This is a genomic window from Salinibacterium sp. VpJ6 (assembly GCF_059767345.1).
The window spans coordinates 201,103-214,162 of sequence record NZ_JBSOQL010000002.1; the positions used below are offsets into that span (position 1 = coordinate 201,103).

Sequence of the window (13,060 nt, forward strand, 5' to 3'; positions counted from 1 at the left end):
CATGGCTGAGAAGAGCGAACTGCAGTACACCGCCGAGCACGAGTGGGTGCTGGTTGACGGAAACGTCGCGACCGTGGGAATCACCGATTTCGCCGCGGGCAAGCTCGGCGACATCGTCTTCGTTGACCTTCCCAAGGTGGGCGACACCGTCGCCGAGGGCAAGATTGTCGGCGAGATTGAGTCGACCAAGTCCGTGGGCGAACTCTTCGCTCCCGTTGCCGGAACCGTCGTTGAGTCCAACGATGCCGTTGCCGACAGCCCCGAACTCGTCAACAGCGACCCCTTCGGTGAAGGCTGGCTCGTGAAGATCGAATTCTCCGAACTCCCGTCGATGCTCAGCCTCGACGAGTACACCGCACTGACAGGCGAATAATGCCCAACCCTTTCATCAGTGGCACATTCGCCGACCGTCACATCGGTACGGATGACGCCGCCCAGGCCAGCATGCTCGCTGCGGTCGGCTACGACAGCCTCGAAGCGCTCGTGGATGCCGCGGTTCCGCCGGCTATCCACCAGACTCCCGTGGAGAATTCCACGATTCCGGCTCCCGCTTCAGAGCGTGAAGCGCTTGCCGAACTGCGCGCTCTCGCGGGCGCGAACAAGGTTCGTCGCAGCATGATCGGTCTCGGTTACTACGACACCATCACCCCCGCGGTTATCAAGCGCAACGTGCTCGAAAACCCGAGCTGGTACACGGCGTACACGCCGTACCAGCCGGAGATCTCGCAGGGTCGCCTTGAGGCGCTCATCAACTTCCAGACGATGGTGGCCGACCTTGCGGGTATGACCACGACGAACGCGTCGATGCTCGATGAGGGCACCGCGGCCGTTGAGGGCATGCTCCTTGCGCGCCGCGCAGCTCGCGTCGAGTCGCCCGTCTTCATCGTGGATGCCGACACTCTTCCGCAGACCAAGGCTCTGCTGGCGAACCGCGCGGAGGCTCTCGGGATTGAGCTTGTCGAGCTCGACCTGGCCACGTTGGGGGCGAACCCTGAGTTGCCGGAGTGCTTCGGTGCGCTCATCCAGTACCCGGGTGCAACCGGTCGCGTGTGGGATTCCAGCGAGGTTATTGCTGCGGTCAAGGCACATGGCGGACTCGCCGTTGTCGCCGCCGACCTGCTTGCCCTCACAATTCTCAAGTCTCCGGGCGAGCTCGGCGCAGACGTTGCCGTGGGCACCACGCAGCGCTTCGGAGTTCCGATGGGCTTCGGCGGACCGCACGCCGGCTACATGTCGGTGCGCAAGGGTCTCGAACGCCAGTTGCCTGGTCGTCTCGTTGGTGTATCTCAGGATGCCGCTGGCGACCCCGCCTATCGTCTGTCGCTGCAGGCGCGCGAGCAGCACATCCGCCGCGAGAAGGCGACCTCCAACATCTGTACCGCGCAGGTGCTGTTGGCTGTCATGGCATCCATGTACGCCGTGTATCACGGACCGCAGGGGCTCAAGCGGATCGCCCAGCGCATCCACCACGACACTGCTAAATTCGCTGCGCGCTTGACCGCTGCCGGCTTTGCGGTCGAGAACGAGACCTTCTTCGACACCCTGTCGGTGACGAAAAAGGGTCAGGCTCAGGCGATTGCGGCTAAGGCGCTCGAGAGCGACATCCTGCTTTATGTAGTGGATGCTGACACCGTGCGTTTGAGCTTCGACGAAGTATCGACGCAGCCCTATGGTGGAATGCTCGCCGCGCAAGAGAACGATCTCGCCGAGGCCTTTGGGCTTGAGGGTGACTACACGACGCCGCTTGACGACTCCAGCATTCCGGAGGCGCTCAACCGCACGAGTGAGTACCTCACGCACCCGGTCTTCAACACGCACCGCTCGGAGACGAGCATGATGCGGTACCTCAAGTACCTCGCCGACAAGGACTATGCGCTCGACCGCGGCATGATCCCGCTGGGCTCGTGCACGATGAAGTTGAACGCAGCGACCGAGATGGAAGCGGTGAGCTGGCCGGAATTTGCGGGCATCCACCCGTTCGCTCCTGCCGAAGACGTTGCAGGTTACCTCGTCATGATTTCGCACCTCGAATCGTGGCTCACGGAGGTCACCGGATACGACACCGCGTCGTTGCAGCCGAATGCTGGCAGCCAGGGCGAACTTGCCGGGCTGCTCGCTATTCGCAGCTACCACCGCGCCCATGGCAACCCGGAACGCACTATCTGCCTCATCCCGTCGAGCGCGCACGGCACGAACGCTGCCAGCGCCATGCTCGCCGGAATGCGCGTTGTTGTGGTTGCCTGTGACGATCTCGGCAACGTTGACCTCGATGACTTGCGCGCCAAAATCGCCGAGCACGCGAGCGAAATCGCTGCGCTGATGATCACCTACCCATCGACCCACGGTGTCTACGAGCACGAAGTGCGTGAAATCACGCAGGCTGTGCACGATGCGGGCGGTCAGGTCTACGTTGACGGGGCTAACCTCAACGCCCTGCTCGGTTACGCGCGGTTCGGTGACTTTGGCGGCGACGTCAGCCACCTCAACCTGCACAAGACCTTCTGCATCCCTCACGGTGGTGGCGGCCCCGGTGTTGGTCCGGTTGTGGCGAAAGCGCACTTGGCTAAGTTCTTGCCCGGGCATCCCATGGCTCAGAGCCAGCACCATCCCGCATTCGACATGCAGACCGGTGCTGCCGGCCCGTATGTTCACGCCGGGGGAGCGGTCAGTGCTGCACCGTACGGAAGCCCGAGCATTCTGCCCATCACCTGGGCGTACGTGCGCATGATGGGATCGGCCGGCCTCAAGGCAGCAACCGGTGCCGCTGTGCTCTCGGCCAACTACATCGCGGTGCGACTGCGCGAGCACTTCCCGGTGCTCTACGCGGGAGACAACGGTCTGGTGGCTCACGAGTGCATCCTCGACCTGCGTCCGCTCAAGGAGGCGACCGGCATCGACAACAACGATGTCGCCAAGCGCCTTATCGACTACGGTTTCCACGCGCCCACGATGTCGTTCCCGGTCTCGGGCACACTCATGGTCGAGCCCACGGAGAGCGAAGACTTGGCTGAACTTGATCGCTTCATCGACGCGATGATTGCTATCAAGGAAGAGGCGGATGCCGTGGCCGCCGGAACGTGGCCTGCTGACGACAACCCGCTCATCAATGCTCCGCACACGGCGCATTCGGTGATCGCGGGTGACTGGGATCACTCCTACTCGCGGGAGCAAGCGGTGTACCCGTTGTCGACGCTCGTTTCAGGCAAGTACTGGCCACCGGTTCGCCGCGTAGACAACGCGTATGGCGACCGCAACTTGGTCTGCTCGTGCCCGCCTATTGAAGCTTTTGCTCAGTAACGCAGGATGTCGAGCCCGCTAGTTTTTTAGCGGAAAACGGCGCGTGCGGAGTCGATCCAGTTCGACTCTGCACGCGCCATTTCTCTGTCCCCCGAAAGTGGGACACCAGTGTTCCACTGAGTTCTATGTTGGATTGCTCAACTTTTCACTCGTGTGGCTGGATATAGTTGTGCCAGTTGTTGTAATGTGCGTTTGGTGTGTGGCGAGTGGTCGACCCGACGACCCCAAATCGCTACTGCACCGACTGGAGACCTTCGTGACGACTCGACGGCATCGACACCGTAAGTCCTTCTGGCAACGGTGGAAGAAGCGGTGGTGGCTTGTGCCCATTGCCCTCGTTTCAATCGCATCGCTTGCCCTCGCCGGCATCCAATTCGGCACCATTGGTTGGATCACGAATGCGGTCACGCCACTCGCTGGGGGCTGTTCCGACATCCGCCCCGTCGTTATTGCCGCCGACCCGTCGATTGCTCCTACCCTTACCGCGGTCGCCGCAGACTTCGATGAAGCCGACGGCAACTGCACCAAGACCGAGGTGCGTTCGTTGCTTTCGGCCGACACCGCAGCTCTCTTTGCCTCGGGTGCCTCAGGAGATGTCGATGCCTGGGTTCCTGATTCCGCCGCTTGGCTTGACCGCGTAGAATCGATGGCTTCCTCGCTCGGCCGCACCGCGCCGCAGCTAGAAATCACTGACTACGTCGCCAGCACTCCTGTGGTTCTTGCGACCACTGCGTCGCAAGTATCTAAGCTCGGTGACGAACCGCTCTCGTGGTCGTCGCTGCTCTCCGGCTCAGTGTCGACGCTGTTGCCCGACCCTGAAGCGTCGACCGCAAGCCTCGCCGGTCTGGCTCAAATTCAATCGGTGTCGTCGACGGAAGACCCGCGTCAGTTTGCTGGCGCGATGATCGCGATCGGTAAGACGATTCCGCAGTCGACAGAAGAGGCCTTTACGCTCGCCTCGGAGGCAACGCTTCCGACTGTTGTGATTACTACCGAGCGCGAGGTGGTTGCTTACAACACGTCAACGCCGTCCTCGCCTGTGATTGCGATCTACCCGTCTGACGGAACGGTCGAACTGACCTATCCGTTTGTCGAAGTCGGCGGCAGTGGCAGCGAGACCGATGCTGACGCAACGGGCACCAGCAGCACCGGTGCCGCAGCAGCAACCGCAAGCGAGAACACCGCGGCCGATGCCCCGAGTTCGGTGCTGGCAGCGCTTGCCGCCGCTACCCGTTCGTCGGGCGAGGTGCTCGCCGGTGAAGGCTTCCGCGATGCCGATGGCGGTGGAGCCTTGCGCGTCGCCGGCGTTCCCGAGACCGCAACAGAAGCGAAGCCTACGGCGGATGCCGCCGTGCAGATCGAGATACTGCGGTCATGGAGTGTGCTCACGCTTCGCTCGCGCCTCCTCGTCGTGATCGACGTGTCGGGATCGATGCTCGAGCCCGCCAACAATGGCTTGCGCCGTATCGATGTGTTCCAGCTCGCTGCGAGCGAGGCGTTGTCGAAGTTCTCGGGTGAAGCCGAGCTCGGCGTCTGGGCTTTCTCGCAAAACCGCGTGGGGACCCAAGACTGGGAAGACCTTTCGCCCATCGCTCCGCTCTCTGACCCGGCTCACGTCGCTCAGATCAACGGTGTCGTGGCGTCATTGCCCGATCGGATTTATGGCTACACCGGCCTCTACGACACGATTTTGGCCGCGGTAAAGCGCGTCAAGGAAGACTACGACCCGTCGAAGATCAACTCGGTGCTCCTGATCACCGATGGCTATAACGAAGACGACAACGGTATTAGCCTCAACGCGCTCTTGAAGAACCTGAAGGCTCTCGAAGATCCGACGCAGCCCGTTCCTGTCATCCTCATCGGGTTCGGTCCTGACACCGACCTCAAGTCAATGACGGAGATTGCCCAGTCGACAGGTGGGGCTGCCTACTCGGCAACCGTTCCCGAAGACCTGGGCAAGGTGCTCGTGGATGCTCTGAGTCAACGTTCCTGCCGCCCGAACTGCACTTAGTGCTGGCGGCTGGTGGGGGAGAGCGGCGTCACCGCGTTTCGTTGTCGTCGCTGATGCCGACCATCCAGGTCACGGAGTAGCGGTCGACGACAATGCCGAAAAGGCCGCCCCACTCGGCGGTCTCTAGCGGCATGATGGCGGTGCCGCCGTCGCACAGCTTCTGCCAGAAGCCTTTCATTTCGGCTTTCTCGCTGAGATAGCCCCCGATGGAAATCGACATCGATCCGCCGGGCGTGTACTCCATCGACTTTGGGGTGTCCGACAGCATGAGGGTAATGCCGGCGGGGGAGCGCGGGCGAGTCAGTCCGCGCGGCGTTCCGTGCTGGCGAGCACGATGGGAAATTCAAGTCTGGTGAGCAGTTCGTCTGGCGCAACCTCTTCGGGGCTGTTGAGGTAAATCTCACGGGGCGGTCCAGCGTAGGTGTGGCCGTTCGCTGAGAACCACTCAAAGATGGCGTCGTACGAGCCCTTAAGCCCGCTGTAAGCGCCGTGGTGGGTGAGGGTGGCCACCGTGCCGCCTGGCAGTTCGTGAGACCGTAGAACAGGATGCTCGGTGAAAGCCTCGGCGATACCAACGCACACTTCGCAATTCCATGGTCGATCAGGATGCATCTCGTCGGTGTAAACAGCCATCACGGGCCCTGAAATCTGCATCGCCGCCTTCCCCGTCTCGCTCTGGAGGGCGCCAATCGCTTCGCTCATGTCCTGCGGCAGGCTTGCGAACGTGGTGGAGAAGTCCACACCGGCTACGAGCTTCGATGCGACCGTTTCGACTGTGATTTCCGGAGCCATGCGACACACTTTAAGCCTGGCGCACGGCCGAAGGTAGGGGGTGTGGAAACTCCCCGCTCACGGTTTCCGCCGTTCTAGTTGCTCTCGCCGCTCACGCCAAACACGGCAGGAAACGCGCCCACTGCCCACCCATAACCGACAAAGATCGCGGCATCGATGATCGTGTGCGCGATCACGAGGGGCAGTACGCGACGGTAGCGGGTGTGAAGCCAGCCGAAGAGGAGCCCCATGGCGACATTGCCGATAAACGCCCCGATGCCCTGGTACAGGTGATAGGTGCCGCGAAGGATCGCGGTTGACACGATGATCTGCCAGCGACCCCAGCCGAGATCGCCGAGTCTGGCATAGAGATACCCGATCACGATCACTTCTTCGGTGATGCCCGCACGCAACGCGGAAAGTAGCAACACCGGTACCGTCCACCAGTACTGATCGAGAGCGGCGGGAACAACGTTTACAGTGACCCCGAGTGCCCGGCCGCCGAGGTAGACGGCGATGCCGGGGATGCCGATGATCAGGGCGAGCGCGAGACCGCTCAGCCCGTCACGCCCGGGTCGAGTGAAGTCGATTCCCAAGCGAGACAGTCGTGGCTTTTGGGCGTTCCACAGCAGAAATGCCACGAGAGCCACCGGGGCCAAGTCGAAGGTGATTCCGAGCACTTGGTAGATCAGGTCAAAGTTGGGGCGAGTGCTCAGGGAGGAATTCAGCGTCGCTGATTGCTGCGAAAGAGACTCGGTGCGAGTGAGTCGATTGGTGATCGAAACGATCGAATAAATTGCGGATGCTCCGAGCGAGAGCGCAAGAACGATCGAAATTTCGCTCCAGATTCTGCCTCGTGAGGGCAGAACCGCTGGTGCTGAGCTCACGCGGTCGGGCGCATGGCGCATGCCGGAGTACCGCCGGGGAGGCGGTGGCGGAATCGCGAAACGAAGCGGTAGCCGAGTGCGGTGATGGTGTTGAACGGCTCGGTCGCAATCAGGTGCCCGAGGAAGCGCCATCCGAAGTTCGGTTGGCTTCTCAAGAGCAACGAAAAGGCGAGATGGCCCGCAAATTGTCGAGTAGGAGTCACGAACCACGCCGCTTTATTGACATCGTCTTGAGTGAGTGCGTAGTCGTCAAGATCGATCCACTGCCACGGGGTTGTGGCGGGAAATGTGGGGAGCAACGCCTCAAGGCGATTGACCCAGAGCGTGCAAAAAGCACAATCACCATCGAAGATGAGAACAGTGTCTGAGGGGCTTAAAGTCGAGCTCGATTGCGACATGCCTCGATGTTAACTCACCATGCTGAGCGCGAGTCTCGACGAGATTGCGCATTATTTCTGTGAAAGACACTCGATGTGCGCGGGTAATCTGCAAAGTCTGCACATAATCTTCACGAGCGTTACCGCTGTGTAACGTTTGGCTTTACAGTTTTGATTGGGGTATCCCCCCGTTTTAGGGTGTGAACTATCAAGCGCGGCGCGGCGTGAAAAATTCCGTGCCGTTAGCGCAATTCTGCACAGGAGGAAACATTGAAGAGATCACGCATAGGCATCAGTGCAGTCGCACTGCTGTCAGCCTCAGCACTCGCACTTGCGGGTTGCTCGGCCAGCGAGGCGCCTGCCGAAGGTGACAGCGCCGCGATCATCACCACAAACGGTAGCGAGCCACAGCAGTCGCTCATTCCGACCAACACCACCGAAACTGGTGGCGGCAAGGTAATCACGTCCATCTTCGCTGGCCTCGTTTCCTACACCGCTGACGGCGATGTAGTGAATGAAGTAGCGCAGTCGATCGAATCAGAAGACGGCCAGAACTGGACCGTCACGCTGAACGATGGCTGGACCTTCACCAACGGTGAAGCTGTCACGTCGGACTCGTTCGTCAAGGCATGGCAGTACGGCGCTCTTCTCGACAACGCGCAGAGCTCCTCGTACTTCTTCGACAACATCGAGGGCTTCAGCTACGACGAGAACTCAGAGCTCACCGGCCTTGAGGTCGTTAGCGACACCGAGTTCACCGTTGCTCTGATCAACCCTGAGGCTGACTTCCCGCTGCGTCTCGGCTACTCGGCATTCATGCCGCTGCCCGAGGTTGCTTGGGAAGACTTGGACGCTTTCGGTGAGAACCCGATCGGTAACGGTCCGTACATGCTCGATGGCGAAGACGCTTGGTCGCACGACGTACAGATCGACCTCGTAGCAAACCCTGACTACGACGGTGTTCGTAAGGCTGTCAACGGCGGCGTTTCGATCATCTTCTACACCAGCCAGGACGCAGCATATGCTGACGCTCTCGGTGGCAACCTCGACATCCTCGACGCTGTCCCGGACTCGGCATTCGCAACCTACGAGTCGGACTTCCCGGGTCGTTCGGTGAACCAGCCTGCAGCAATTTTCCAGGCGTTCAACATGCCGTACTACCTCGAGCACTGGTCGGGCGAAGAGGGCAAGCTGCGTCGTGCAGCTATCTCGATGTCGATCGACCGCGCTGAGATCACGGAAATCATTTTCCAGGGAACTCGTACGCCGGCAACCGACTTCACGTCGCCGGTAATCGCTGGTCACTCGGACAACCTTGCTGGCGCTGAAGTTCTTGACTTCAACCCGGATGAGGCTAAGAAGCTGTGGGCAGAAGCTGACGCAATCGCACCGTACGGAGACACCGTCTTCGACCTCGCGTACAACGCAGATGGTGGACATCAGGCATGGGTTGACGCTGTTGTAAACAGCATCAGCAACACGCTCGGAATCGAAGCTGTTGGTAAGGCATACCCCACCTTCAAGGACGCGCTCAACGACCGTGACGCTAACGCGCTCACCGGTGCAACGCGTGCTGGATGGCAGGCTGACTACCCGTCGCTGTACAACTTCCTCGGCCCGCTCTACGTTGATGGTGCTGGCTCGAACAAGGAAGGCTACTCGAGCCCTGAGTTCGAGCAGATCCTTGCTGACGGCGCTAGCGCATCGTCGGTAGAAGAGGCAACGGCGAAGTACCAGGAAGCTCAGGAAGTACTCCTGGTCGACCTGCCTTCGATCCCGCTTTGGTACTCGAACGTCACCGGTGTCTACTCAGACAGCGTTGACAACGTTGTATTCGGTTGGGACTCTGTCCCGCTGTACAACGAGGTAACCAAGGGCTAATTAGCTCTTAGTTTTACCCAGTTTCCACTCTCAACGTGTAGTGCCCGGGGCTTGCTTTAGGTCCCGGGCATTACACTGAGTACCCTCATTCAGTGATTGTGACTCTTATGCTTATCCGTTCCTTCGAGGGAACCATCTGATGTTCTGGTACGCAGGCAAGCGTTTCCTCCAGATGATCCCCGTGTTTTTCGGCGCGACATTCTTGATCTATTTCATGGTGTTCGCGGTACCCGGTGATCCGATCGCTGCTCTGTATGGCGATCGACCCCCAGCTCCCGGAGTCATTGAACTCATCCGGGCCGAGTACAACCTCGACAAGCCATTCATCGTTCAGTACTTGCTGTATATCGGTGGGCTGTTCCAGGGTGACTTCGGCACGACGTTCTCGGGCCGCGCGGTTTCCGATGTCATGGCTCAGGCCTTCCCCATCACCGCTCGCCTTGCCATCCTGGCTCTCGCGTTTGAAGCTGTCTTCGGCATCATCGTCGGACTCATCGCCGGTCTTCGCAAGGGAAAGCTCTTCGACGCTTCTGCTCTCGTGATCAGCCTGCTCCTGATTTCGGTTCCCACCTTTGTGGTCGGTTTCGTACTTCAATTCATCTTCGGCATCCAGCTGGGCTGGGCTCGAACAACGGTCAGCGGAGACGCGCCGTGGGGCGAACTGATCATGCCGGCCATCGTGCTCGCCTCGGTCTCGTTCGCGTACATTGTGCGTTTGACGCGAGCCAGCGTCGCGGACAATCTCGGTGCTGACTTCGTGCGTACTGCCACGGCTAAGGGACTCTCGCGACGTCGAGTCGTTACCGTGCACGTGCTGCGCAACTCACTCGTTCCCGTCGTTACCTACCTCGGTGTCGACATTGGTTCGCTCATGGTCGGTGCAATCGTGACCGAGGGAATCTTCAACATCAACGGTGTCGGTGGAACTGTCTACCGAGCAATCACGTTGGGAGAAGGCCCCACGGTCGTCTCGTTTGTCGCGGTGATGGTCATCATCTTCGTGCTCGCCAACTTGCTTGTCGACCTTCTGTACGCCGCGCTCGACCCAAGGATTCGTTATGCCAAGTAACAACACTGGCCGTGAACGGCCCGGCCAAGAACACTTCATCGCTTCGCTTGCTGAAACCCCTGTCGCTGAAGTCGACCAGGTGGATGAGACGGGTAAGGCTCGCAGCACCTGGACTGACGCGTGGGAAGCTATGCGTCGTCGTCCGATGTTCTGGATCTCGTCGGTATTGATTTTCGTGATCGTGATTGTTGCCATGTTCCCGAGTCTCTTCGCTACCTACAGCCCCACAGAGTGCTACCTCAAGTTCAGCGATGGCGGCCCTGAAGCAGGGCATCCGCTCGGCTTCACTCGCCAGGGTTGCGACGTCTACTCGCGAATCATCTTCGGAACTCAGGCTTCGGTCACTATCGGCCTCCTGACTACGATCATGGTCACCCTGTTCGGCGGTATCGTCGGTGCCCTCGCGGGCTTCTACGGTGGACTCCTCGACGCGTTCGTTTCGCGTATTGGTGACATCTTCTTCGCGATCCCCACCGTTCTCGGTGCGATCGTTGTCATCTCGGTTGTTCCTGTTCGCGACCCGCTCTCGGTATCGCTGATCCTCGCGTTGTTCGCCTGGCCACAGATCGCCCGCATCATGCGCGGTGCTGTGCTCTCGGCGCGCAACTCTGACTACGTAACGGCCTCGGCCGCGCTGGGCGTCTCGCGCTTCAAGACCCTCGTGCGTCACGTTGTCCCCAACGCGATCGCTCCGGTAATCGTCATCGCCACGGTTTCGCTCGGAATCTTCATCGTGGCTGAGGCCACGCTGGGCTTCCTTGGAATTGGCCTCCCGCCGACAGTTATGTCGTGGGGTAATGACATCAACCAGGCTCGAGTATCGATCCGCACGAACCCGCAAACGCTGCTGCTGCCTTCGGCCGCGCTGTCGATCACGGTTCTTGCCTTCTTGATGTTCGGCGACGTAGTTCGCGATGCCCTTGACCCGGAAGCGAGAGCACGCCGATGACTAACCCAGAAACAATTCCCGTGGCATCCGACTCCTCGAACGAGGAAACGCCGCTACTCAAGATTCGCAACCTCGAAGTTGGCTTCGAGACGCAGCGAGGTCTCGTTCCCGCCGTGCGCGGTGTCGATCTGACTCTGTACCAGGGCCAGTCGCTCGCCATCGTAGGTGAATCCGGATCGGGTAAGTCCACTACTGCGCAGGCAGTAATTGGCCTCCTGCCGGGGGCGGGCAAGGTCTCGGGTGGATCGATCGAGTTCGAAGGTCATGACCTGACCAAGTTCTCCGACTCTCAGTTCGCTGAGGTCCGTGGTAGCCAGATCGGTTACGTTCCGCAGGACCCAATGTCGAACCTCAACCCGGTATGGAGCATTGGCTTCCAGGTTGAAGAAGCGATCAAGGCGAACGGAATCGCTCAGGGCAAGGAAGCACGTCAGCGCACCATTGAGGTTCTGCAAGAAGCAGGCCTGAGTGACGCGAGCGAGCGCCTCAAGCAGTTCCCTCACCAGTTCTCGGGCGGAATGCGCCAGCGCGTGCTCATCGGTATCGGTCTCTCGGCTCGCCCGAAGCTACTGATCGCCGACGAGCCCACCTCGGCACTTGACGTCACGGTGCAGCGCCAGATTCTCGATCACTTGCAGACACTCACGCGTGATTACGGCACCTCGGTGCTCTTCATCACTCACGACCTCGGCCTTGCTGCGGAGCGTGCTGAGCAGCTCGTTGTGATGTACAAAGGCAAGGTTGTGGAGTCGGGACCGTCTCGTGCGATCCTCGAAAACCCGCAGCACCCGTACACTCAGCGTCTTGTCGCCGCGGCACCGAGCCTTGCCTCGCGTCGTATTCAGTCGATGAAGTCGTCGAAGCCGTCGGATGACAGCGTGCGCATCTTCGGTGAGGGCTCACTCGATGACGCTCTCATCGCTCGCGCGGAAAGTCGGGGAGCTGGAGCCAACGAAGATCTGATCAAGGTGAGCAACATCACCAAGGTCTACGAAATTCGCAAGCAGGGTTTCCGTAAAGACAAGCTCCTTGCCGTCAACGACATCTCGTTTGGCGTCAAGAAGGGCACCACTACCGCTCTGGTGGGGGAGTCCGGATCGGGCAAGTCGACGGTGGCCAAGCTCATCCTGCAGCTGGAGTCGCTCACGAGCGGAACCATCGAGTTCGATGGCAAGAACCTGGCTGGAATCAAGGGACAGGAACTCTTGGAGTTCCGTCGCCGGGTTCAGCCCGTCTTCCAGGACCCTTACGGTTCACTCGACCCGCAGTACAGCGTGGGCAACACGATCGCGGAACCGCTGCTTGCTCACAAGCTCGGCACCACGAAGGAACGCTACAACCGAGTGAGCGAACTGCTCGATCAGGTGTCGCTTCCGCAGGCTGCACGCCACCGTTACCCCGGTGAGCTCTCCGGAGGTCAGCGTCAGCGTGTCGCAATTGCTCGTGCTTTGGCGCTCAAGCCCGAAGTTCTCGTGCTCGACGAAGCAGTTTCTGCGCTCGACGTGCTCGTGCAGGGGCAGGTTCTCAACTTGCTCACGGAGCTTCAGACGGAGCTTGACCTGACGTACCTGTTCATTACCCACGACCTCGCGGTTGTACGCCTTGTCGCTGACAATGTGTGCGTAATGCAGGGTGGACGCATCGTGGAAGCCGCGTCGACAGACGAGGTGTTCGAGAACTCGAGCAACCCGTACACGCGGGAACTGCTCGAAGCTATTCCTGGCGCCAACATCCAACTCGGCGCTTAGTTTATTGAGCCAGAAGGGCCGTTCCCCCTCGGGGAGCGGCCCTTCTGACTTAGACTCGTTTCTAGCGTGC

At 60.2% G+C, this 13,060-nt stretch carries 11 protein-coding genes; 7 read left to right on the forward strand and 4 right to left on the reverse strand.

The window, feature by feature from the left end; translation table 11 throughout:
• Window position 1 precedes the first annotated feature (1 nt).
• The 3 genes from gcvH to ACWTV1_RS10025 all read left to right on the forward strand — a co-directional run bounded on the left by gcvH (window position 2) and on the right by ACWTV1_RS10025 (window position 5,308).
• Window positions 2–373: a glycine cleavage system protein GcvH gene (gene gcvH / locus ACWTV1_RS10015; RefSeq protein WP_197134092.1), complete on the forward strand. Its 372-nt coding sequence runs from the start codon at window positions 2–4 to the stop codon at window positions 371–373.
• Window positions 373–3,297 carry an aminomethyl-transferring glycine dehydrogenase gene (gene gcvP, locus ACWTV1_RS10020; RefSeq protein ID WP_498505202.1) on the forward strand — a complete coding sequence of 975 codons (2,925 nt, stop codon included), beginning with the start codon at window positions 373–375 and terminating at the stop codon, window positions 3,295–3,297. Before gcvH ends, gcvP begins: the two co-directional genes overlap by 1 nt.
• Before the next feature lie 256 nt (window positions 3,298–3,553).
• Window positions 3,554–5,308 carry a VWA domain-containing protein gene (locus ACWTV1_RS10025; RefSeq protein WP_498505203.1) on the forward strand — a complete coding sequence of 585 codons (1,755 nt, stop codon included), beginning with the start codon at window positions 3,554–3,556 and terminating at the stop codon, window positions 5,306–5,308.
• 28 nt (window positions 5,309–5,336) lie between these two features.
• Here ACWTV1_RS10025 and ACWTV1_RS10030 read toward each other — a convergent pair whose 3' ends face one another.
• The 4 genes from ACWTV1_RS10030 to ACWTV1_RS10045 all read right to left on the reverse strand — a co-directional run bounded on the left by ACWTV1_RS10030 (window position 5,337) and on the right by ACWTV1_RS10045 (window position 7,364).
• Window positions 5,337–5,576, reverse strand: coding sequence for a VOC family protein (locus ACWTV1_RS10030; protein ID WP_498505204.1), 240 nt, complete (start codon window positions 5,574–5,576; stop codon window positions 5,337–5,339).
• 32 nt (window positions 5,577–5,608) lie between these two features.
• Window positions 5,609–6,100, reverse strand: coding sequence for a GyrI-like domain-containing protein (locus ACWTV1_RS10035; RefSeq protein WP_498505205.1), 492 nt, complete (start codon window positions 6,098–6,100; stop codon window positions 5,609–5,611).
• 74 nt (window positions 6,101–6,174) lie between these two features.
• Complete coding sequence (locus ACWTV1_RS10040; protein ID WP_498505206.1) at window positions 6,175–6,987, reverse strand: CPBP family intramembrane glutamic endopeptidase; 813 nt, start codon at window positions 6,985–6,987, stop codon at window positions 6,175–6,177.
• A complete protein-coding gene (locus ACWTV1_RS10045; protein ID WP_498505207.1) occupies window positions 6,963–7,364 on the reverse strand; it encodes a thiol-disulfide oxidoreductase DCC family protein in 402 nt (133 codons plus the stop codon). The genes ACWTV1_RS10040 and ACWTV1_RS10045 overlap by 25 nt, the downstream gene beginning before the upstream one ends.
• Window positions 7,365–7,613: 249 nt before the next feature.
• Between ACWTV1_RS10045 and ACWTV1_RS10050 the strand changes: the two genes are divergently transcribed.
• From ACWTV1_RS10050 to ACWTV1_RS10065, 4 genes are all read left to right on the forward strand, one after another.
• Window positions 7,614–9,224, forward strand: coding sequence for a peptide ABC transporter substrate-binding protein (locus ACWTV1_RS10050; RefSeq protein ID WP_498505208.1), 1,611 nt, complete (start codon window positions 7,614–7,616; stop codon window positions 9,222–9,224).
• 139 nt (window positions 9,225–9,363) lie between these two features.
• Window positions 9,364–10,293, forward strand: a complete 930-nt coding sequence (locus ACWTV1_RS10055; RefSeq protein ID WP_100389735.1) for an ABC transporter permease — start codon at window positions 9,364–9,366, stop codon at window positions 10,291–10,293.
• Window positions 10,283–11,242 carry an ABC transporter permease gene (locus ACWTV1_RS10060; protein WP_498505209.1) on the forward strand — a complete coding sequence of 320 codons (960 nt, stop codon included), beginning with the start codon at window positions 10,283–10,285 and terminating at the stop codon, window positions 11,240–11,242. Before ACWTV1_RS10055 ends, ACWTV1_RS10060 begins: the two co-directional genes overlap by 11 nt.
• On the forward strand, window positions 11,239–12,990 hold the full coding sequence (locus ACWTV1_RS10065; protein ID WP_498505210.1) for a dipeptide ABC transporter ATP-binding protein: 1,752 nt from the start codon (window positions 11,239–11,241) through the stop codon (window positions 12,988–12,990). The genes ACWTV1_RS10060 and ACWTV1_RS10065 overlap by 4 nt, the downstream gene beginning before the upstream one ends.
• The last annotated feature ends 70 nt before the right edge of the window (window positions 12,991–13,060 follow it).